Annotated in this window: 22 protein-coding genes; 7 read left to right on the top strand and 15 right to left on the bottom strand. The window is 61.2% G+C overall.

Annotation, left to right across the window (positions count from 1 at the left end; translation table 11 throughout):
• Window positions 1–22 precede the first annotated feature (22 nt).
• The 8 genes from ruvC to tyrS all read right to left on the bottom strand — a co-directional run bounded on the left by ruvC (window position 23) and on the right by tyrS (window position 7,032).
• Entirely contained in the window at window positions 23–562 is a 540-nt protein-coding gene (gene ruvC, locus AC1Q6X_RS18445) for a crossover junction endodeoxyribonuclease RuvC (protein WP_058050917.1), read from the bottom strand.
• A gap of 180 nt (window positions 563–742) precedes the next feature.
• Entirely contained in the window at window positions 743–2,329 is a 1,587-nt protein-coding gene (purH, locus tag AC1Q6X_RS18440; RefSeq protein ID WP_492498050.1) for a bifunctional phosphoribosylaminoimidazolecarboxamide formyltransferase/IMP cyclohydrolase, read from the bottom strand.
• A gap of 107 nt (window positions 2,330–2,436) precedes the next feature.
• Window positions 2,437–2,670: a helix-turn-helix domain-containing protein gene (locus AC1Q6X_RS18435; RefSeq protein WP_008445162.1), complete on the bottom strand. Its 234-nt coding sequence runs from the start codon at window positions 2,668–2,670 to the stop codon at window positions 2,437–2,439.
• A 168-nt stretch (window positions 2,671–2,838) separates the two neighbouring features.
• A complete protein-coding gene (gene dusB, locus AC1Q6X_RS18430; protein WP_492498048.1) occupies window positions 2,839–3,891 on the bottom strand; it encodes a tRNA dihydrouridine synthase DusB in 1,053 nt (350 codons plus the stop codon).
• A 118-nt stretch (window positions 3,892–4,009) separates the two neighbouring features.
• Window positions 4,010–4,654 (bottom strand): histidine phosphatase family protein, encoded by a 645-nt coding sequence (locus AC1Q6X_RS18425; protein WP_492498046.1) that lies wholly within the window; start codon window positions 4,652–4,654, stop codon window positions 4,010–4,012.
• A gap of 3 nt (window positions 4,655–4,657) precedes the next feature.
• The gene (locus tag AC1Q6X_RS18420) at window positions 4,658–5,290 is read right to left on the bottom strand and encodes a YbhB/YbcL family Raf kinase inhibitor-like protein (RefSeq protein WP_492498044.1); all 633 of its coding nucleotides are present in this window, start codon (window positions 5,288–5,290) and stop codon (window positions 4,658–4,660) included.
• Between the two features lie 33 nt (window positions 5,291–5,323).
• The gene (gene dtd, locus AC1Q6X_RS18415; protein ID WP_121668446.1) at window positions 5,324–5,770 is read right to left on the bottom strand and encodes a D-aminoacyl-tRNA deacylase; all 447 of its coding nucleotides are present in this window, start codon (window positions 5,768–5,770) and stop codon (window positions 5,324–5,326) included.
• Window positions 5,767–7,032 (bottom strand): tyrosine--tRNA ligase, encoded by a 1,266-nt coding sequence (gene tyrS, locus AC1Q6X_RS18410; RefSeq protein ID WP_070290002.1) that lies wholly within the window; start codon window positions 7,030–7,032, stop codon window positions 5,767–5,769. The genes dtd and tyrS overlap by 4 nt, the downstream gene beginning before the upstream one ends.
• Before the next feature lie 154 nt (window positions 7,033–7,186).
• On the opposite strand from tyrS, the gene AC1Q6X_RS18405 reads away from it, so the two are divergent.
• Both AC1Q6X_RS18405 and AC1Q6X_RS18400 read left to right on the top strand, forming a co-directional pair.
• Window positions 7,187–8,554 carry a M23 family metallopeptidase gene (locus tag AC1Q6X_RS18405; RefSeq protein ID WP_070289999.1) on the top strand — a complete coding sequence of 456 codons (1,368 nt, stop codon included), beginning with the start codon at window positions 7,187–7,189 and terminating at the stop codon, window positions 8,552–8,554.
• Window positions 8,555–8,692: 138 nt separating this feature from the next.
• Complete coding sequence (locus AC1Q6X_RS18400; RefSeq protein ID WP_492498042.1) at window positions 8,693–9,787, top strand: anhydro-N-acetylmuramic acid kinase; 1,095 nt, start codon at window positions 8,693–8,695, stop codon at window positions 9,785–9,787.
• Between the two features lie 169 nt (window positions 9,788–9,956).
• On the opposite strand, the gene erpA is transcribed toward AC1Q6X_RS18400, so the two are convergent.
• The 5 genes from erpA to rplM all read right to left on the bottom strand — a co-directional run bounded on the left by erpA (window position 9,957) and on the right by rplM (window position 12,932).
• A complete protein-coding gene (gene erpA, locus AC1Q6X_RS18395) occupies window positions 9,957–10,319 on the bottom strand; it encodes an iron-sulfur cluster insertion protein ErpA (RefSeq protein WP_029496047.1) in 363 nt (120 codons plus the stop codon).
• 94 nt (window positions 10,320–10,413) lie between these two features.
• Window positions 10,414–10,803 (bottom strand): bactofilin family protein, encoded by a 390-nt coding sequence (locus AC1Q6X_RS18390; protein ID WP_070290243.1) that lies wholly within the window; start codon window positions 10,801–10,803, stop codon window positions 10,414–10,416.
• 90 nt (window positions 10,804–10,893) lie between these two features.
• Window positions 10,894–11,931 (bottom strand): N-acetyl-gamma-glutamyl-phosphate reductase, encoded by a 1,038-nt coding sequence (argC, locus tag AC1Q6X_RS18385; RefSeq protein ID WP_070312424.1) that lies wholly within the window; start codon window positions 11,929–11,931, stop codon window positions 10,894–10,896.
• 170 nt (window positions 11,932–12,101) lie between these two features.
• The gene (gene rpsI / locus AC1Q6X_RS18380) at window positions 12,102–12,494 is read right to left on the bottom strand and encodes a 30S ribosomal protein S9 (protein WP_010393285.1); all 393 of its coding nucleotides are present in this window, start codon (window positions 12,492–12,494) and stop codon (window positions 12,102–12,104) included.
• A 9-nt stretch (window positions 12,495–12,503) separates the two neighbouring features.
• The gene (rplM, locus tag AC1Q6X_RS18375; protein ID WP_010393282.1) at window positions 12,504–12,932 is read right to left on the bottom strand and encodes a 50S ribosomal protein L13; all 429 of its coding nucleotides are present in this window, start codon (window positions 12,930–12,932) and stop codon (window positions 12,504–12,506) included.
• A 225-nt stretch (window positions 12,933–13,157) separates the two neighbouring features.
• Here rplM and AC1Q6X_RS18370 point away from each other — a divergent pair, with 225 nt between their 5' ends.
• Entirely contained in the window at window positions 13,158–13,580 is a 423-nt protein-coding gene (locus AC1Q6X_RS18370) for an OsmC family protein (RefSeq protein ID WP_070289996.1), read from the top strand.
• Window positions 13,581–13,805: 225 nt separating this feature from the next.
• On the opposite strand, the gene coq7 is transcribed toward AC1Q6X_RS18370, so the two are convergent.
• The gene (gene coq7 / locus AC1Q6X_RS18365; protein ID WP_230506373.1) at window positions 13,806–14,450 is read right to left on the bottom strand and encodes a 2-polyprenyl-3-methyl-6-methoxy-1,4-benzoquinone monooxygenase; all 645 of its coding nucleotides are present in this window, start codon (window positions 14,448–14,450) and stop codon (window positions 13,806–13,808) included.
• 86 nt (window positions 14,451–14,536) lie between these two features.
• Window positions 14,537–14,968, bottom strand: coding sequence for a hypothetical protein (locus AC1Q6X_RS18360; protein WP_070289994.1), 432 nt, complete (start codon window positions 14,966–14,968; stop codon window positions 14,537–14,539).
• A gap of 147 nt (window positions 14,969–15,115) precedes the next feature.
• Here AC1Q6X_RS18360 and AC1Q6X_RS18355 point away from each other — a divergent pair, with 147 nt between their 5' ends.
• The 4 genes from AC1Q6X_RS18355 to AC1Q6X_RS18340 all read left to right on the top strand — a co-directional run bounded on the left by AC1Q6X_RS18355 (window position 15,116) and on the right by AC1Q6X_RS18340 (window position 21,760).
• Window positions 15,116–15,895, top strand: a complete 780-nt coding sequence (locus AC1Q6X_RS18355) for an ABC transporter ATP-binding protein (RefSeq protein ID WP_070289992.1) — start codon at window positions 15,116–15,118, stop codon at window positions 15,893–15,895.
• Between the two features lie 3 nt (window positions 15,896–15,898).
• Window positions 15,899–17,095 carry an ABC transporter permease gene (locus AC1Q6X_RS18350; protein ID WP_070222724.1) on the top strand — a complete coding sequence of 399 codons (1,197 nt, stop codon included), beginning with the start codon at window positions 15,899–15,901 and terminating at the stop codon, window positions 17,093–17,095.
• A 182-nt stretch (window positions 17,096–17,277) separates the two neighbouring features.
• Window positions 17,278–18,171, top strand: coding sequence for an ABC transporter ATP-binding protein (locus AC1Q6X_RS18345; RefSeq protein WP_046683456.1), 894 nt, complete (start codon window positions 17,278–17,280; stop codon window positions 18,169–18,171).
• A 10-nt stretch (window positions 18,172–18,181) separates the two neighbouring features.
• Complete coding sequence (locus AC1Q6X_RS18340) at window positions 18,182–21,760, top strand: ABC transporter permease (RefSeq protein WP_492498037.1); 3,579 nt, start codon at window positions 18,182–18,184, stop codon at window positions 21,758–21,760.
• Window positions 21,761–21,813 lie beyond the last annotated feature (53 nt).

Here is a 21,813-nt window from a genome sequence, read left to right as displayed (position 1 = left end):
TGTTAAATTTCAGAGTGCTGCTTTATCCAACGAGGCGGCCGCGCTTCATGCGCAAGCCCTGCAATTGCGGCGCCAGCGCGCCGAGCATGGCCAGCGCATCGATGCTGTTGGCGTGGCAAATGGCCACGCCCAGCGCATCGGCCGCATCCGTACCGGGCAAGCCGGGCAGCGACAGCAGCCGGGAAACCATCTCCTGCACCTGCTCCTTGGCCGCCTTGCCGTGGCCCGTGACGGCCTGTTTCACTTGCAGGGCCGTGTATTCGGCCACCGACAGGTCGGCGTGGACCAGCGCGCAAATGGCCGCGCCCCGTGCCTGGCCCAGCAGCAAGGTCGATTGGGGGTTGACGTTGACAAACACTTTTTCGATGGCCGCGCAATCGGGCTGGTAGGTGCCGACGATTTCGCTCACGCCCCGCAGGATGACCTTCAGGCGCGGCGGCAATTCCCCTTCGGAACCCGTCTTGACGGTGCCCGACGCGATATAGCGCAGCTTGTTGCCGTGTTTTTCAATGACCCCAAAGCCGGTCGTGCGCAGGCCAGGATCGATGCCAAGAATAATCATCGCCAGATTCTATAATGAATACGGCAGGCACCGGTGAATAACCAGTGCCTGCCGCTGAGTACCTTATCGAGAGCTGTAGGTCGGATTAGCGGTACGCGTAATCCGACATGCGTCGCCAACTGCGCTTGTCGGATTACGCGCGGCCTTCGGCCCCGCTAATCCGACCTACTCTCTTCACTATCAATGACGGAAGTGACGCGTTCCGGTATACAACATGACGACGCCGCGCTCGTCCGCCGCATCGATCACTTCCTGGTCGCGCATGGAGCCGCCCGGGTGGATCACGCAAGTCGCGCCCGCGTCGACGACAACGTCGAGGCCGTCGCGGAAGGGGAAGAAGGCGTCCGACGCCACCACGGAACCGGTCAGCGACAAGCCCGCGTTTTGCGCCTTGATGGAAGCGATGCGGGCCGAGTCGATACGGCTCATCTGGCCTGCGCCCACGCCCAGGGTCATGTTATTGCCGCAGAAAACGATGGCGTTCGACTTGACGAATTTCGCCACTTTCCAGGCGAACATCAGGTCGGCCAGTTGCTGCGGCGTAGGCTGCAGCTTGCTGACCACGCGCAAGTCGCCGATGCCGACGTTTTTCGCGTCCGGCGATTGCACCAGCAAGCCGCCACCGACGCGCTTGAAGTCCATGGCGTGCACGCCGCTGCCCAGCGGGATTTCCAGCATGCGCACGTTCTGCTTGCTCGACAGAATTTGTTTCGCTTCGGCGGAGAACGACGGGGCGATCAGCACTTCCACGAACAGCTTGGCGATTTCGCCGGCAGTGGCGCCGTCCAGTTCGGTATTAAACGCGATGATGCCGCCGAATGCCGAGGTCGGGTCCGTCTGCAGGGCGCGCGCGTACGCTTCCGCTGCGTTCTTGCCCAGGGCCACGCCGCACGGGTTCGCATGCTTGACGATGACGCAGGCGGCGCTTTGCTCAAAGCCGCCCAGGCTCTTCACGCATTCCCAGGCAGCATCGGCATCGGCGATGTTGTTGTACGACAATTCCTTGCCCTGCAGCTGGCGGTAGTTGGCCAGCGCGCCGTCGGTGGCGACGAGGTCACGGTAGAAGGCGGCGCTCTGGTGCGGGTTCTCGCCGTAGCGCATGTCTTGCACTTTTTCAAAAGCAACGTTGAGGATTTGCGGATAGGCGCCGCGCTCGGCGTGCACCTTCGTCGGGCCCAGGCTGGTCAGGTAGTTGGTGATGGCGCCGTCGTATTGCGCCGTGTGCGCAAAGACTTTTTTCGCCAGCATGAATTTGGTGTCATAGCTGACGTCGCAGGCCTGGCCATCGGCCGAGCGCATTTCCGCCAGCACCGCGTCGTAGTCGGTCGGGTCGCAGATGACGACCACATCCTTGTGGTTCTTGGCCGCCGAACGCAGCATGGTCGGGCCGCCGATATCGATGTTTTCGATCGCGTCTTCCAGCGTGCAATCGGCCTTGGCGACCGTGCCCTGGAACGGGTAGAGGTTGACCACCACCATGTCGATGGTCGGCATGTCGTGCTCGACCAGTTTCGACATGTGCTCAGGGAAATCGCGGCGCGCCAGGATACCGCCGTGCACTTTCGGGTGCAGGGTCTTCACACGGCCATCGAGCATCTCCGGGAAACCCGTGTAATCGGCAACTTCCGTGACAGGAACACCGTTGTCTGCCAGCAATTTGGCGGTGCCGCCGGTGGACAGGAGGTTGACGCCGAGGGCAGACAGGGCGCGGGCGAAGTCGAGAACGCCGGTCTTGTCGGAAACGGAGAGGAGAGCTTGTTTGATCATGGCTGTGGCTAGGTGGTTAAGTGTTCTTGGCGAATGGCGCAGCAATCAGCTATCAGGCCGGGCCCGCTGCGGCGGATTCAAATCTTGGCGTCACTTGCATGCCGGCATTACAGCAAACCGTGCTCCTGCAATTTCTTGCGCAGGGTATTGCGGTTGATGCCCAGCATCTGCGCGGCGTGCGACTGGTTGCCATCGGCGCGTGTCATCACGACTTCCAGGATGGGCTTTTCCACGGTCAGCACGACCATGTCGTAGATATTCGATGCTTGCTGTTCGCCCAGGTCATTGAAGTAATCTTCTAGACTTTTCTGTACGACTTCCTGAATGCTTTCTTTGCTCATTTTTATGCTTCAACCGGCTGAACACCTGGCCATCCGGCGCCGCGCCGCTCATGCGGTCCGCGTGCTGCCCTCCTGCCTCGGTGTTGTAATTAATATTGCATGACGCTCTGTATAGGCGTTCGCCCTTGTACTGCTGGTAACTGATTTACCCTGCTTGTTGCTATCTGCTCATGCTGCCGTGGCCGCAGGTTTGATCGCATCGATCAGGCCACTTTCACTGGATTCGGCGAGGCGGTATTGTAACCGTTCGCCAAATTTCCATTGCGACTCAAAAAATTGATCGACGGCCAGCAACTGCGCCTCCGTCGACTCCAGCAAGTTCATTTCCTGGCGGAACGCTTCGCCGCCTTCCAGATCCTTGACATACCAGCCGATGTGCTTGCGCGCCGTGCGCACGCCGAGAAACTCGCCATAAAACGCATAATGGGCGCGCAAATGCTCATCCATCAAGCTGCGTACCTCATCCACATACGGTGCCGGCAATAACGTGCCGGTGCGCAGGAAATGGTCGATCTCGCGGCAAATCCACGGCCGGCCCTGTGCCGCGCGGCCGATCATGACGGCATCGGCGCCCGTTTGATCCAGCACAAAACGGGCCTTTTCCGGACTGGTAATGTCGCCGTTGGCCACCACGGGAATGCCCACCGATGCTTTCACGGCGGCAATCGTTTCATATTCGGCATCGCCCTTGTAGCCATCGGCACGCGTACGGCCGTGCAGGGTCAGCATCTGGATGCCCGCTTGCTCGGCAATGCGGGCGATGGTCAGGGCATTCTTGTTGGAACGGTTCCAGCCCGTGCGAAATTTCAGGGTGACGGGCACGTCGACGGCATTGACGACGGCGTGCAGGATCTTTTCGACCAGGCTTTCATCTTGCAGCAGGGCCGAACCGCACCAGCTGTTGCACACCTTTTTGACGGGGCAGCCCATGTTGATGTCGATGATCTGCGCGCCCCGGTCCACATTGAACTTGGCGCAGTCGGCCAGGTCCTGCGGATCGGCGCCGGCGATCTGCACGGCTTTCGGCTCCATTTCGCCGTCGTGATCCGTGCGGCGCGCGCTTTTTTCCGTTGCCCACAAGCGCGGATTCGACGCCGCCATCTCCGACACGGCATAGCCGGCACCCAGCTGCTTGCACAACTGGCGGAAAGGCCGATCCGTCACGCCCGCCATGGGAGCGACGAAAACATTGTTGCGCAGAATGTGAGGGCCGATTTGCACTGAAGAACCTGGAATGGACGGAGGAACCTGCTATTTTAACCGATTCCCTGCCTATTTAATAAGCACTATTTTTTTGGATCAGTGCGTCAGAGTGAGGATGGCGCCGCTTAGGGCACTCTTACCCCAGCTCGTCCATCGCGGGCGCGCTCAGGTGCTCGACATTTCCCCAGTGCACTAAATGCAGCTTGCCGTCCGCATACGAGAAGCGGTTGACGCTGGCATTTTTGACCTGGAAGTCGCGCGGACTGTCGAGCGTCATGCCGACCGCCTCGCGGTAAGCGCACTCGAGCACGCCGCCGTGCGCCACGATGGCGATCGTCTGGCCGTCATAGCGTTCGCCCCAGCGGGCGATGGCGCCATTCGCGCGTGCGTAAAACTGGCGGAAGCTCTCCGCGTCGCGCTCGCCCGACGGCATCACGGCGTCGATCTGGCGCGATTGCCATTGCGCATACTCGTGCGGATAGCGCGCGGCGATGTCCGCATACAGCAAGCCTTCGAAAGCGCCATAGCAGCGCTCGCGCAGCAAGGGGTCGGTCTGCACGGGCAAATCTTTCAACTGAGCAACGGCTTGCGCCGTCTGCTGCGCGCGCTGCAGATCGCTGGCGATGATGGCGGCCAGTGCTTCGTCGGCCAGCGCCTGCCCCAGCGCGGCCGCTTGCGCCAGGCCCGCCTCGTTCAGGGCGATGTCGATATGGCCCTGCAGGCGGCGGCCCGCATTCCAGGCCGTTTCGCCATGGCGTATCAATAAAATCGTGGTGCTCATGCGTTATTTCTTCAGGGTAAGTGCCAACTCGGGGTTGAGCGAGTAGGCGACGACGAGCTGGACTTCGTCGAGGATGTGGCCGTAGAGCGCGGCATGGGCTTGCTGCCCCGTAAAACGCTCGGGCAGCTCCAGGCGCGGCACGTCGAGCGCATACAGGCGGAAAATATAGTGGTGGATGCGCTCGTCATTCCACGGCGGGCACGGGCCATCATAGCCGTAATAATCGCCGGCCATGGCGGCATCGCCGGCAAACCAGCCCGTGTAGTCGTTGATGCCCTGGCGCAGTCCAGTACCTGCAGCCTTGCCGCGCGGCGTGATGCCGCTGGAAAATTCGCCGGCGACAATAGAACGCATGGCGGGCGGCACGTCAAGCAAACTCCAGTGATAAAAGTCGCCGCGCAGCGCCGTCAGCGGCAGGGACTGGTCGTCGCGGTTGGCCAGGCGGGCGTCTTGCGGCGCATCGGGATCGATGCAGAACAGGGCCAGCGACTCGGTGCCGTTGGGCACCTCGTCCCAGGCCAGATGGGGATTGCGGTTGCCGGCGAGGCGCACGCGGCTGGCCGGATCGATCTCGGCAAAGGCATAGTCGGCCGGCATCAGGCCGCCATCACGAAACGTCTCGCTCCACAATTTCATCGCTTGCTCCTCTTTATAGTTATTGTTTGACGCTTATTTAGCGTTCACCTGCAGCCAGAATGTGACAGGTCCGTCATTGGTGAGCGACACCTGCATGTCGGCACCGAACTGCCCCGTTTGCACGGTCGCATGGCGGCTGCGCGCCTGATCCACGAAATGCGTGAACAGGCGCAAGCCGTCCTGCGGCGCGGCCGCCGGCGTAAACGACGGGCGCGTGCCGGACTTGGTATCGGCCGCCAGGGTGAACTGCGGCACCAGCAGCAAGCCGCCGGCCACGTCCGTCACGCTGCGGTTCATCTTGCCCGCTTCGTCGGCAAACACGCGATAGCCGAGCAGTTTGGTCAGCAGGGCGTCCGCTTCCTTTTCCGTATCGCCCCGCTCCGCGCACACGAGCACCATCAGGCCGGCGTCGATGGCGCCGACGGTGGCGCCGCCGACGTCGACTTTCGCCTGCGTGACTCTCTGCAGCAGCGCGATCATGCCGTCAAGGTGACGCGCGCGAAACTGCGCTTGCCAACTTGCAACACGAATTCGCCGGCCGCCACTTGCAGGCCCTTGTCGCTGATGACGGTGCCGTCGATACGCACGCCGCCCTGGTCGATCTTGCGCATGGCTTCCGATGTCGACGGGCACAGGCCCGCCTGTTTCAGCAATTGCGGAATGCCCAGCGGGGCGCCGGCCAGGGTTACTGCCGGGATATCGTCGGGAATGCCGCCCTTCGAGCGGTTGACGAAGTCGGCCAGCGCATCTTCGGCCGCCTGCTGCGAGTGGAAACGGGCGACGATTTCTTGCGCCAGCGCAACCTTGGCGTCGCGCGGATTGCGCCCTTCCTCGACTTCGCGCTTCAGCTGGGCCAGTTCGGCGATCGAGCGCCACGACAGCAGCTCGTAGTAGCGCCACATCATGACGTCGGAAATACTCATCAGCTTGGCGAACATGGTGTTGCCCGGTTCCGTGATGCCGATGTAGTTATTCTTCGACTTGGACATTTTTTCCACGCCATCCAAACCTTCCAGCAGCGGCATGGTCAAAATACACTGCTGCTCCTGTCCGTACTGCTTTTGCAGTTCGCGGCCCACCAGCAGGTTGAACTTCTGGTCCGTGCCGCCGAGTTCCAGGTCCGATTTCAGGGCCACCGAGTCGTAGCCTTGCATCAGCGGGTACAGGAATTCATGCACGGAAATCGGAATGCCGCCCTGGAAGCGCTTGGTGAAGTCGTCGCGCTCGATCATGCGCGCCACCGTGTAGTGGGAAGCGAGCTGGATGATGCCGCGCGCGCCCAGCGGATCGCACCACTCGGAGTTATAGCGGATTTCCGTCTTGCTGGCATCCAACACTAAAGATGCTTGCGCGAAATACGTCATCGCGTTAATCTCGATCTGTTCCTTGGTCAGCGGCGGGCGCGTGACGTTGCGGCCCGAAGGGTCGCCGATCATGGAAGTAAAATCGCCGATGAGGAAAATGACTTGATGGCCCAGGTTTTGCAGCTGGCGCATCTTGTTCAGCACGACAGTGTGGCCCAGATGCAAGTCGGGTGCAGTCGGGTCCAGGCCCAGTTTGATGCGCAGTGGAACACCAGTTTTCTCGGAGCGCGCTAATTTTTGCGCAAATTCGCTTTCGATCAAGAGTTCGTCGACGCCACGCTTGGTAATCGCGAGGGCTTCTTGTACTCTGTCCGACAGTGGAAGCGCGGTCTGAGCGGCGTTAGCCTTTGTAGGCGATGCGGTGGTGTTGATTTCCATAAAATTTGACTATAAATCTCAAAATGGTGGTAGGTTTGCGGAGTTTGCTATAATGCTCGATCCCATCAATCTTGCCGTATGAAAACGAACCAAAATAACAATAACAAAGAGCACTAGTTCAGGTCACGTTCAAGGGCAAATTTTAACTGATTGCATGAACCCTATACATAAAATCACAGGCTCACGCTTGTACACACAGCTGACGACGACACGCAAGGCGCGCATTATTGGCGCATCCGCGGTGCTGCTCGCCGTGGCCGCCTTCGGCGCGGTCGCTGTGTCGCCCATGGCGCCCGACGCATCGGACTTGCCGGTCACGTCCATCGCCCAGAACCTGGAAATGCCTGATCTCGCCTCGCAAATTTCCGCGATGGAACAGGTAGACCAGAATTTCACCCACGAAGAAAAAGTCCGCGCTGGCGATACCCTCGCCACCCTGCTGACCCGTCTCGGCGTGGATGATCCGGCGGCCGCCAATTTCATCAAAACCGACAAGATCGCGCGCGGCGTGATGTTGCTGAAATCGGGCAAGCGCGTGCAAGCGCAAACGACCGAAAACGGCGACCTCAACTGGATGCGCGCCACCCTCGTCGACGGCACCGACAAATCGGTCAAGAACATCCTGATTACCCGCAAGGGCGACAAGTTCGTGGCCACGGAAGTGGCAGCCCAGCTGGAACGCCGCGTTGAAATGCACGCGCGCAAGATTACTTCCACCCTGTTCGCCGCCACCGACTCCAGCCTGGACGGTACCCGCCTGCCAGACTCGATTTCCGCGCAAATCGTGGAAATGTTCTCCACCAATATCGACTTCCGTTCCGACCTGAAACGCGGCGACTCGTTTAATGTTGTCTACGAAACATTCTGGCAAGATGGCGAATTTGTCCGAGCGGGCCGCATCCTGGCCGGTGAATTCACCAACCGCGGCACGACTTACCAGTCCGTTTGGTTCGAAGACCCAGCCAGCAAGCAAGGCGGCGGTTACTACAGTTTCGACGGCAAGTCCCTCAAAAAAGCCTTCCTGAAATCCCCCCTCGAATTTTCCCGCATCTCGTCCGGCTTCTCCATGCGCGTGCACCCGATTTCCGGCAACTGGAAAGCGCATAAGGGCATCGATTTCGCCGCAGCAACGGGTACGCCCATCCGCGCTTCCGGTGACGGCGTGGTCGATTCCGTCGGCAGCCAGAACGGCTACGGTAATGTTGTTGTTCTGAAACACTGGGCCAACTACAGCACCGCCTACGCCCACATGAGCCGCTTCGCTTCGGGCCTGAAAAAAGGTCAAAAAGTCAGCCAGGGCGATGTGATCGGCTACGTCGGTACCACCGGCTGGTCCACGGGCGCCCATTTGCACTATGAATTCCGCGTCGGCGGCGTGGCACAAGATCCAAGCAAGCTGAACGTGCAAGCACAGGCGCCGTTGACGGCTGCCGAACTGAGCCGTTTCCGCATGGTCTCCGCCGACATGATGCACCGTTTCACCCTGCTGCGTCCGAACGACACGGCACTGGCTTCGCGCTAAGCAACACGGCCTTCGGGCAACATACAAAGGCACCGCCCATGAAAATGGCCGGTGCCTTTGTTTTTTCCCGCGTGCTGTTACGCACGGCACAAATGCGGCACAATGCACCCCATCACTTATGCATTCAAGGACAACCCCATGCTGTATATCGGTCTGATGTCTGGCACCAGCCTCGATGGCGTCGATGGCGCGCTGGTCGACTTTTCCGACGATGGCTGCACGCGCAGCCTGGGCGACGCCTACATTCCCTTTCCGGCCAGCCTGCGCGCCGACCTGATGGCCTTGCAAAGTGCCGGCCAGAATGAAATCGAACGCGAAGCACTGGCGGCCAATCAGCTTGTCCGCCACTACGCCGACTGCGTCGCCCTGCTGTTGAGCGACGCGGGCATCGGCCCGGACGCCATCGCCGCCATCGGCGCGCATGGCCAGACCATCCGCCACCGCCCCGAGCTGGGCTTTACGCGCCAGTTGAACAACCCGGCCCTGCTGGCGGAACTGACGGGCATCGACGTCATCGCCGACTTGCGCAGCCGCGACGTGGCGGCCGGCGGCCAGGGCGCGCCGCTGGTGCCCGCTTTTCACCAGGCCATTTTCAACTTGCCCGGCCACACGCGCGTGCTGGCCAATATCGGCGGCATCAGCAATATCAGCGTGCTGCACGCGGACGGCGCGGTAACGGGCTACGACACGGGTCCCGGCAATGCGCTGATGGACGGCTGGGCCTTGCGGCATCTGGGCCAGCCGTATGATGCCAACGGCGCCTGGGCCGCCACGGGCCAAGTCATCCCCGCCCTGCTGGCGGATTTGCTCGACGATCCCTATTTTGACTTGCCGGCGCCGAAAAGCACGGGCCGCGACCTGTTCCACGCCGACTGGCTGCAAGGCAAGCTGGCGAATCACCGTGGCGCCCAAGCCGCCGACGTGCAGGCGACCTTGACGCAGCTGACGGCCGTCAGCCTGGCGCACGCCATCGCACGCGACGGAGCGCAGGCGGAAACCGTGTATGTGTGCGGCGGCGGCGCGCAGAACGCCAGCCTGATGGCGGCGCTGGCCCGGGAATTGCCGGGCATGGCGGTGGAATCGACGGAAGCGCTGGGCGTGGCGCCCAGCCAGGTCGAAGCGCTGGCGTTTGCCTGGCTGGCCTGGCGCTTTACACAGCGCAAGCCGGGCAACTTGCCGGCCGTGACGGGTGCGCAGGGCTTGCGGGTGCTGGGCGCGCTCTACCCGCGCTAAGCGGGCGCAGAAACACAAATAGCGGATCGATGATCCGCTATTTTTATATTGCGCCTGTAAACCGGCGCGCCTGAAAAACGTTCAGGGCAAGGCGCATTGCCAAAGACAGTACGAAGAGTACGGCGAGGCAATGCAACGCCACCATGGACGTTTTCTCAGGTGTGCCAGCTTATACCGAGAACGACGAACCGCAACCGCAGGTGGAGGTAGCCGTCGGATTCTTGATCACGAACTGCGCGCCTTCCAGGTCATCCTTGTAGTCGATTTCCGCGCCGACCAGGTACTGGTAGCTCATGGAGTCGATCAACAGCTGGACGCCGTTCTTGACCATGGTGGTGTCATCTTCGTTGACGATTTCGTCAAAGGTGAAGCCATACTGGAAGCCGGAACAGCCGCCGCCCTGCACGAAGACGCGCAATTTCAGGTCGGGATTGCCTTCTTCTTCGATCAGCTGCGCGACTTTTTCAGCGGCGCTATCGGTAAAGATGATAGGCGAAGGGATCACATCTTGCATTTCAGCGACTGCATTCATTTCAGACTCCTCAGAAAACATAGCCTCATTATAGACTGTTGGCACAACTCGCGCTGCGGCGGCCGCAGAGGCGGTTGGCCGGTGTTATTCCTGCTCACATTTCCGACACGGCCAGGTGCAGCACGGGGTCGGCGCTGTCGTGGCGGCTGAGCTTGCCCTGCACCAATGCGCCGCTGTGCATTTCCAGCACCTTGTAATAGACCTCTCCTACAATGCGGGCTTTGGGCTGGATTTCAAGCATTTCGGACACATACACAGGGCCATTGATCTCGCCGCTGACGACCAGGCTGGAGCAGCGCACTTCGCCATCGATGCGCCCTGCCTCGCCCAGCACTATATGCGTGGGCTCGCCCGCCTCGCCCGTGACGTTGCCGCGCACATGGCCATCGATGCGCAAGCCGCCGCAAAACAGCAAGTCGCCTTCGATCCGCGTGGAAGCGCCAATCAGGGTGTCGATGGGGTTTTTCGCGTTGCGCTCGAACATGAACGTCATCCTGTTGGTATACGTGGCAGTCCAATTTAGCACAGGTCCGGCAAAAAGGCGCCGGACCCGCGCAAGCACGGCTGCCTATTTTTACGGCAGCAAGGCGATATGTTGCAAACCTGCCGTTTCTTTCAAGCCAAACATCAAGTTCATGCACTGCACGGCCTGGCCCGAAGCGCCCTTGACCAGGTTATCCTGCACCACCAGCACGATGACGGTATTGCCGCCCTCAGGGCGGTGCAAGGCCAGGCGCAGCATGTTCGAGCCGCGCGTGGAACGGGTTTCCGGGTGCGAGCCGAATGGCATCACGTCGACGAAAGGCTCGTCCTTGTATTGCGTTTCGAACAAGGCTTGCAATTCTTCATTGCTGACATCCTTGTTCAGCTGCGCGTACAGGGTCGAATGCATGCCGCGGATCATCGGCACCAGATGCGGCGTGAAGGTCAGCGCCACTTTCTCATCCGTGAAACGCTGCAGTTGGGCCGTCGTTTCCGGCAGGTGGCGGTGGCCGGCTACGCCATAGGCCTTGAAGCTGTCGCTGCTTTCCGAGAACAGGATGCCGATTTCCGCCTTGCGGCCGGCGCCGGACACGCCCGACTTGCAGTCGGCGATCAAGCCGCCCGCATTGACCAGACCCGCCTTGAGCAGCGGGTAAAAGCCCAGCTGCATGGTGGTCGGGTAGCAACCGGGGTTGGCGATCAGCTTTGCCTGCTTGATGTCTTCGCGGTTCAGTTCCGGCAAGCCATACACGGCCTCGGCTATCAGCTCGGGGGCCGTGTGGGGAATCTTGTACCACTGCTCGAACTTGGCCTGGTCTTTCAGGCGGAAGTCAGCGGCCAGGTCGATGACTTTCACGCCGGCGGCCAGCAGGGCTGGTGCTTGCGCCATCGCAACACCATGCGGGGTCGCAAAGAAGACCACGTCGCACTGCTCCAGGTTCGCCTTGTCCGGCGAGGAAAACGCCAGCTTGACGTGGCCACGCAGGGAAGGATACATGTCGGCAACGGGCAAGCCATCTTCCTTGCGCGAGGTAATCGCCGTCAACTCGACATCTGGATGGGTAGCGAGCAAGCGCAGCAACTCCACGCCCGTGTATCCAGTGCCGCCGACGATGCCAACTTTGATCATGTTCTTTCCTTGTGTATAGATTGCATAAAGATGAAGGGAAACGCTCCCCCTGCGGGTTTTCCGCGTATTTTACAGCGCAACGCAGAGTCACGCTGAAATGCAAAAAAGCCGCGGGACCGAAGTCCAGCGGCTTTTCGACCAGCACCCCGCAAGGTGCTGTAGCGTAGAAATTAACGCTTCGAGAATTGCTTTGCGCGACGTGCTTTGCGCAGACCAACTTTTTTACGCTCGACTTCACGTGCATCGCGGGTCACGAAGCCGGCTTTCGCCAGTTCCGGTTTCAGCGCTGCATCGTAGTCGATCAGAGCGCGGGTGATGCCGTGACGAACTGCACCAGCCTGGCCCGACTCACCGCCGCCATGAACGTTGACTTTGATGTCGAAACGCTCGACATTGCCGGTCAGTTCCAGAGGTTGACGGATGACCATCAGACCCGTTTCGCGCGAAAAGTATTCGTTTGCTGGTTTGCCGTTAACAACGATCAAGCCTGTGCCAACTTTGATAAAAACCCGAGCCACTGCACTTTTGCGACGGCCGGTTCCATAATTGTAATTACCGATCATGTCAGTTCCTTAGAGAACAAGTGCTTTAGGTTGCTGAGCAGCGTGCGGATGGGAACCTTCCGCGTACACTTTCAGCTTCTTGATCATTGCGTAGCCGAGTGGGCCTTTAGGCAGCATGCCTTTGACCGCTTTCTCAAGCGCGCGACCTGGAAAACGCTGTTGCATTTTCTGGAAGTTGGTTTCGTAGATGCCGCCTGGATAGCCAGAGTGACGGTAGTAAATTTTCTCAGTAGCTTTGGTACCGGTCACACGCAGTTTGCCTGCGTTGATGACGACGATAAAGTCGCCGGTATCGACGTGAGGAGTAAATTCTGGTTTGTGTTTGCCGCGCAGTCGGAGTGCCACTTCGCTGGCAACACGTCCGAGGACTTTGTCCGTCGCGTCAACCACGAACCAATCGCGCTGGACTTCATGTCCTTTAGCGGAAAATGTTTTCATGTTGACTTCCTAATAGATTACACGCTCAAATGGTGGTTCCGCCGATGTTGCTGTGCGGACTCTGCCTTATTTACTTTTCCTGAGCGAACGGAAAGCCGACAAGTATAAGCGGCTTTGCCCTGCCGCGTCAAGCCACGATGCAGACCGGCTGCGGGCTGGCGGCCGGCACATGGATGGGCATTCCTCTATTACAATACAAAACGCTTACAATTTTCGGAGAGTACGATGGAATGCAAAGTCAGCTGGAATGGCCCGTCGGGCATGAGTTTTCGGGCAGAAACCGGTTCCGGCCACCTGGTGACCATGGATGGCGCGCCCGATGGCGGCGGCCACAACCTGGCGCCGCGCCCCATGGAAATGGTCTTGCTGGGCACGGGCGGCTGCACCGCCTATGACGTGGTGCTGATCCTGAAACGGGGCCGCGAAGCCGTCAACGGCTGCGAAGTGACCCTGAAGGCCGAGCGCGCCGACACCGATCCGAAAGTCTTTACCAAGATCCACTTCCACTTCACCGTGCGGGGCAAGGCCCTGAAACCGACGGCCGTGGAACGGGCCGTTTCATTGTCGCATGACAAATATTGCTCCGCGTCCATCATGCTGGCGAAAACTGCGGAAATTACGCATTCCTTTGAAATCATCGAGGAGTAGGTCGGATTAGCGCGTGAGCGCGTAATCCGACGACACCGCCGGCGCCAACAATGTTGTCGGATTACGGCCTGCGGCCTAATCCGACCTACGCCGACTGCGGAGATGACCCATTCCTTCGAAATCATCGAGGAATAGGTCGGATTAGCGCGTGAGCGCGTAATCCGACGACACCCGTAACGCCAACAATGTGTCGGATTACGCGCGGCATTGCCGCGCTAATCCGACCTACAAGTAATACGCCGTCTTGGTCATGACCTTCCCCATCAGGCCCATCAACGCCTTCACGGGCGCTGGCGTATCGATGGCGCCCAATCGCTGGGCGGCGGCGCCGTGTTCCACCTCGTCGATGGCCATCTGCTTGACGATGGCGCGCGACTTGGCATCCTGCGGCGGCAATTCCTGCAGGTGGCTGGCCAGGTGCGCTTCCACCTGGCGTTCCGTTTCCACCACAAAACCCAGGCTGCGGCCGTCGCCCATGCGCGCGGCGATGGTGCCCAGCGCAAACGAACCCGCATACCACAGGGGATTGAGCAGGCTCAGACGCGAGCCCAGCTCCGTCAAGCGCTGCGCCGTCCAAGCCAGGTGGTCTTCCTCTTCGCGCCCCGCCTCGTCGAACTGGGCGCGGATGGCCGGGCTGTGCGCATAGCGCGCCTGCGAGTTGTACAAGGCTTGCGCGCACACTTCGCCCACATGGTTGACGCGCATCAAGCCGGCGCTGTGGCGCTGCTCGGCCGGGCTCAGCTCCGCATCGGGCGCATGCGCGGCCGGCGTGGGGCGCGAGGCCGAAGCCACGCCCGCGATGACGCGCAAGGCCTTGTCGGCGCCAACAATCAAACGATCCAGGGGGGCAAAGTGGCGGTTCGCGGTCATCGTGGGCTATTCATGTAAGGGAAAACATGAATTATAGGACGATCAGGGCCAGCCGTCCCCACGCCGCGCGCGGGCCGAACAGGGCTTTATTGACCTGTGCGCGCTTTTTCCTGCTCGATCCAGTCCACCACGGGGCCGACGGCATCGAGCCCGGACAGGCTTTTCGCCACGCCCAGGTTCAGTGAAACCAAGAAAGAAATACTGTCGACGGGAATGTCCGGGCAGTGCTGGGCAAACGCGGCGCGAAAACGCTCCGATTGCAGCACGCGCAAGACTTTCTCGCCGCTCATGAATTGCAGCACGCTGGCGATGCTGTGCCCGCCGCCTAGCGAGTGGTAAATAAAACGGTTGTACTTCGCGTCGATCTGCTTGAAATCGAGGGTTTGCTCCGTCATCAGGCCAGCCAGATAGTACAGCCCCAGGCTGACACGGAAGAAACCGATGGCTTCGGCACTGGTCATGCCAGCGCGCGCCACGGCCAATACCTTGTCCTGCATCGCCTGATCGATCGTTTGCATTACGCTCTCCCGCGCCGTCCGCCGGCGCCACCGGGCCAGCTTGCATGAAGATGCTGTTTTTTTCAATAGACCAAACGATATTTCCACCTTGCAAGTTACATTTTTTGCATGCTACTCTCGTTGTTCACCGTTGAATGGATGAAACACATGATAGAGGTCAAGCACCTGGCAAAACGTTTCCGCATGCCGCCCCACAAGGGCAAGGGCGTGCACGTGAGCGATCCGCGCGAACATGAGGGCTGGTTCCACGCCGTGCGCGACGTCAGTTTCAGCTGCGCCCCCGGCGAAGTGCTGGGCTTGCTGGGCCCGAATGGCGCCGGCAAGACGACCACCCTGCGCCTGCTGTCGACGGCCTTGCAGGCGGACGCGGGCAGCGCCCTCGTCAATGGCGTCGACGTGCTGCGCCAGCCGCTGGTGGCGCGCCAGAGCATCGGTTTCCTATCCGGTTCGACGGGTTTGTACGGCCGGCTGACGGCGCGCGAGAACGTGGAATACTTTGGCCGCCTGCATGGCATGCCGGCCGACAAGCTGAAACGCCGCTGCGATGAACTGTTTTCCCTGCTGCACATGGAGGAATACGGCGGCAAGCGGGCAGATCAGTTGTCGACGGGCATGAAACAGAAGTGCGCGATCGCCCGCACCGTCGTGCACGAGCCGCAAGTGGTCATCCTCGACGAGCCGACCACGGGCCTGGACGTGATGTCGGCCAAGATCCTGCTCGACTTCATCGCCAGCTACAAGGCGCTGCGCGTGCCGCTGATCTTTTCCACGCACCACCTGCACGAGGTGGAAAAGCTGTGCGACCGCGTCTGCATCATCAACCGCGGCACCACCGCCTTCCATGGCACGGTCGACGAACTGCGCCACATGGGCGGCAGTACCGATCTGTACGACGCCTTTGTCAGCGTCATCAACCAGGGAGCCTGAGCCATGTGGACCATTTATCTGAAAGAGTTGCTGGAACTCACGCGCGACCGCAAGACGCTGATTTTCACCATCCTCATCCCCATCTTTGCCATGCCGCTGATCTTTGGCGGCTTCGCTTATGTTTCCAGCAATATGTTCAAGAACGCCAAGACGGCGGAACTGCGCTACGCGCTGTTCGGCAAGGACCATTCGCCGGGCCTGAGCGCGCGGTTTGCGCAGCAGCACAACCTGCGCGAAGTACCGCTGGCCAGCGAGGCGGACATCCGCCGCGCCATCGGCGACGATACCATCAAGTTTGCCGTCGTCATCCCGCCGCATTTTGAACAAGCGCTGAAGCAGCAGGCGCAAGCCAAGGTGACCCTGCACTACAACAGCGCCAGCTCGGTGGACGTGACGCACCAGCGCGTGCGCGAAATCGTCGACGCCTACAACGCCAGCCTGCGCGAAGGGGCCTTGTCCGCCCTGAACCTGAGCCCTGCCCAGCTGGCCTATGCGCTCAATCCCATCGTGCTCGACAAGCAATCGACGGCCAACGAGCGCGAACAGATGGGCGCCATCATCGGCGGCATGGTGCCGTATCTGCTGCTGATGGTGTGTCTGACGGCAGCCATGTATCCGGCCATCGACCTGGGCGCCGGCGAAAAGGAACGGGGCACGCTGGAAACCCTGCTGCTGGCGCCCGTGCCGCGCAGCGCCATCGTGCTGGCCAAGTTCCTCGTGCTGTTTACGGTGGGCATGACCTCCGCCGTGCTGATGGTGGGCAGCATGGGCGTCCTGCTGGCCATCTTCGGCAGCTCGCTGGAAGGCCACATGGCCATCCTCGTGCACAGCATCGGCTTGCCCGACCTGGCCATGGTGACCCTGATGCTGGTGCCGACGGCCGCCATCTTCGCCTCGCTGCTGCTGTCGATCTCGATCTACGCGAAGAGCTACAAGGAGGCGGCCGGCATGATCACGCCGCTGATGCTGTTTGTCATCCTGCCCACGGTGACGGCCATGCTGCCCGGCGTCGAGCTGAACTGGATGTGGGCCATGGTGCCGCTGACGAACGTGTCGCTGGCCATGAAGGAACTGGTGAAAGGCACCATGGATTACCGCATGTTCGGCGTGATCCTGGCCTCGACGACGGTGATCGCCGGCGCGCTGCTGATGCTGTGCCGCTGGTGGTTTAACCGGGAATCGGTTTTGTTCCGTAACTGACACTCTCGTGGCGCGGCCGACAAGACCAGGACCGGCCCGCCATCCGCCCTCGCCAACTGCACTCTGGGCACGCGAAAATGCCGTGTATCGCATGCAACTGCCCAGTGCGTCCTAAATTCAATACAATGCCAGCATAGAGTAGCCCTGTCGCATCGGGCAGCAACGCATGAGTTAGGAGTTGTATGGAATTGCAGATCCGCAAATTGTCGAAGACCTACGCGAATGGCGTGGTGGCGCTGGACAACGTTTCGCTGACGATACCGCCCGGGATGTTCGGCTTGCTGGGCCCGAATGGCGCCGGCAAGTCGACCCTGATGCGCACCCTGGCCACCTTGCAGGAATGCGATTCCGGCTCCATCTTCTTCGGCGACTACGACGTGCTCGACGACAAGGACGAGATCCGCCGCATGCTGGGCTACCTGCCGCAGGACTTCGGCCTGTACCCGAAAGTGACGGCCTACGAGCTGCTCGACCACTTCGCCATGTTAAAAGGCTTGTCGCAGCGGGCGCGCCGGCGTGAAGTCGTCGACGGGCTGTTGCAGCAAACCAATCTGTTCGACGTGCGCCACCAGCGCCTGGGCGGCTTTTCCGGCGGTATGCGCCAGCGCTTCGGCATCGCGCAAGCCCTGCTGGGCGACCCGAAACTGATCATCGTCGACGAGCCGACGGCCGGCCTCGACCCGCAGGAGAGAGTCCGCTTCCACAATCTGCTGTCCGACATCGGCGAAGACAAGACGGTGATCCTGTCGACCCACATCGTGTCCGACGTGGCCGACCTGTGCGCCAACATGGCCATCATCAACAAGGGGCATTTGCTGCTGTGCGGCAAGACCCAGGAACTGATCGATGAAGTCAGCTGCAAGATCTGGGCGCGCTTCGTCGACAAGAAAGAACTGGCCAGCTTCCAGCAGCGCCACGCCGTCATTTCCACGCGCTTGCTGTCGGGCCGCACCCTGATCCACGTCTACAGCGACGACGACCCGGGCGACGGCTTCGAGGAAGCCATCGGCGACCTGGAAGACCTGTATTTCGCCACCATCGCCGGGCGCCACCGCGTCGCCCCGCAATGCGACTGAGGGGGCGGCCATGTTTGCCATCGCCCGCTTTGAAGCGCGACAGCGGCTCAAGCTGCTGTCGACCTGGGTGTATTTCGCCATGTTCCTGGCGCTGGCCATGCTGTGGATGGCCGCCGCCGGCGGCGTCTTCAAGGAAGCGAGCATCAGTTTCGGCGGCAAGTTCCTGATCAACGCCCCCCGTTCGCTGGCGTTCACGTGCAGCCTGCTGGGCTGCTTCGGCGCCGTGGTGGTGGCCGCCATGATGGGCCGCTCGGTGCAGCAGGATTTCGAGTACGGCATGCAGCATTTCTTTTTCAGCGCGCCGATCAAAAAATACCAGTACGTCTTCGGCCGCTTCCTCGGCGCCTACCTGGTGCTGGCGGTGGTGTTTTCCAGCATCGTGATCGGTGCCTGGCTGGGCGCCTGGCTGCCCGGCATCGATCCCGAACGGCTGGGGCCGCAACGCGCGCTGGCCTACCTGATGCCCTACGTCTTTACCCTGCTACCCAACCTGTTCATCTTCGGCGCCATCTTCTTCGTCATCGCGGCCCTGACGCGGCGCATGCTGCCCGTGTACATCAGCTCGGTGGTCATGCTGATAGGCTACCTGGTGGCGCCGTCGCTGGCGCGCGACCTCGACTACAAGACCCTGGCGGCCCTGATCGACCCTTTCGGCACCACGGCGCTGATACGCCTGACGGAATACTGGCCGAACGCGGAACGCAACACGCGCCTGGTGACCCTGGAGGGCGTGTACCTGCTGAACCGCGCCATCTGGTCCGGCTTCGCCCTGGTGGCCTTGCTGCTTGGCTACTGGCGCTTCCAGTTCCACGCGACGACGGACGCGGGCGCCACCCGGCGCCGCAGCGAGGGCGAGGCGCCGCAGCGCCTGTCGAACGCTTCGCTGTCCACGCAGGAAACACCGGACTTCGCGCAACGCAACCTGGCCGTCCTGCTCGTCAAGATGAGCTGGCTGAACCTGCGCGAAACCATCAAGAACATCTATTTCGTCGTCATCGTGCTGGCCGGCGTGCTGACCATGTATGCGGGCGCGCTGGACATGGGTTCCATGTACGGCACGAATACCTATCCCGTGACGGAAAAGGTGCTGGACATGGTCAGCGCCTCGTTCGCCCTGTTCATGCTGATCATTACCACCTTCTACGCGGGCGAGCTGGTGTGGCGCGAACGGGAAGCGGGCACGTATCTGATGCTCGACGCCCTGCCCGTGCCGAACTGGCTGCCCCTGCTGTCGAAACTGTGTGCGCTGGTCGGCCTGCAAGCCTTGCTAAGCCTGGTCATCATGCTGTGCGGCATGTCGATTCAGGTCTTCAAGGGCTATTACCGCCTCGACCCCGGCCTGTACGTGGAATCGCTGTTCCTGTCGCACCTGCCCTACTATGCGCTGGTCGCCGTGCTGGCCATCTTCGTGCAGGTGCTGATCAATCAGAAATACCTGGCGTATTTCGCCATGATTCTGTACCACATCGCCAGCATCAGCTTTTCCTCGCTGGGCCTGGGCGACCCGCTGCTGCTGTACGGCAGCACGCCGGAGGTCGTGTATTCGGCCATGAACGGCGCCGGCCACTTTGTATTGCGCGAGCGCTGGTACTTGCTGTACTGGAGCGGCGCGGCCGTCATGCTGACGGTGCTGTCGCTGCTGTTCTGGCCCCGCGGCGCGCAGGACAGCTGGCGCATCCGCCCGCGCCTGGCGCGCCATGGCCTCACGCATGGCGTGCTGGCCAGCTTTGCCGTCGGCGCCCTGATCTTCGTCGGCGCCGGCGGCGTGCTGTTTTACGTGTTCCACGTGGCCAACGATTACCAGTCCGAATTTTCCCGCGATGCGGACCGCGCCAGCATCGAGCGCCAGTACCGCAAGTTTGCCGCCACGCCGCAGCCGAGAATCACCGACGTGAAACTCGACGTGGCCATCTACCCGGCGCAGCGCACCCTGGCCGTCACGGGCCGCTATCTGCTGCAAAACAAGACCAGCCTGCCGATCAGCCACATTTTTGTGCAACAAGACCCGACCGCCACCATGCGCCTGCGTTTCGATACGCGCGTGCATCCCGGCCTCGATGACGGCAAGCTGGGCTTTTACAGCTACCGCCTGGCCGCGCCGCTGGCGCCGGGCGCCACCCTGGGCCTCGATTTCGACATCCGCTACGCGCCGCGCGGCATCTTCGGCCTGGGCCAGGACACGCCCGTGGTGGCCAACGGCACTTTCTTCACGAATGCCGTGCTGCCGCACATCGGTTACCAGCCGCAGCTGGAATTGATGGACCCGCGCGACCGCAAGAAACACGGCTTGCCCGCGCGCGAACGGGCCTTGCCGCGCGACGATGCGAAGGGATTGGCCGACAATTACGTCAGCAACGACGCCGACCGCATCAACTTTGACGCCACCGTCAGCACCGTCGACGGCCAGACGGCCATCGCGCCGGGCATGCTGGACAACGACTGGATCGCCAAGGGCCGCCATTACTTCCATTACACGATGGACCAGCCTATCCTGAACTTCTACGCGTTCCAGTCGGCCCGCTACGCCGTCAAGCACGAGCGCTGGCAAGACGTGGCCATCGACGTGTATTACCATCCTGGCCATGAATACAACCTCGAGCGTTTCGTGCGCGGCAGCAAGGAAGCGCTCGAGTACTACACGAAGAACTTCGGCCCCTACCAGCACAAGATCCTGCGCATCGTCGAATTCCCCCGCTACGCCACGTTTGCGCAATCGTTCCCGAACACGATACCGTACTCGGAAGGCCTGGGTTTTATTGCCAAGGTGGACGACAAGAACCCGAAGGACATCGACTATCCGTTCTACATCACGGCGCATGAAGTGGCGCACCAGTGGTGGGCGCATCAACTGGTGGGCGGCAATACGCGGGGCGCCACCGTGCTCAGCGAAACCCTGGCCGAATATTCGGCCCTGATGGTGATGAAGAAGACCGTGGGACCGGCCAAGATGCGCCGTTTCCTGCGCTATGACTTGAATCAATACCTGATGGGGCGCAGCGAGGAACGCAAGAAGGAATTGCCGCTGGCCGAGAATGAAAACCAGGCCTACATCCACTATCACAAGGGCAGCCTGGCCATGTACTTGCTGCAAGACATCATCGGCGAAGACAAGGTCAACGGCGTGCTGCGCGAGCTGCTCAAGACCTACGGCCAGAAAGGCCCGCCGTATGCGAGCGTGACGGCGCTGGTCCAGGGCTTGCGCCAGGTCACGCCGCCCGAGCAGGCTTACCTGATCGACGACCTGTTCGAGAAAATCGTGCTGTTCGACAACCGCGCCCTGTCGGCCACGGCCAAGAAACGCAGCGATGGCAAGTACGCCGTCACCATCAAGGTGCAGGCAAGCAAATTGACGGCCGGCGAACAGGGCGAGGAACACGACGCACCGCTGCATGACTGGATCGAGATCGGCGTCGACGACGCGAATGGCCATCCGCTGCTGCGCGAACGCCTGCGCATGACGGCCCGTGAAGCGAGCTACACCGTCATCGTCGGCAGCCGCCCCGGCAAGGCGGGCATCGATCCTGACAACAAGCTGATCGACCGCAAGCCCGATGACAATATGGTCACCGTCGAGCTCGACGAGCCATGACGAAAAATGGCCGCCCGTTGGTGGGCGGCCATTTTTTTGCGTGTCACACGGGA

This window comes from Janthinobacterium sp. GW823-FHT06H09, from assembly GCF_058794735.1.
This window is presented reverse-complemented; position numbering and strand designations above follow the sequence as displayed.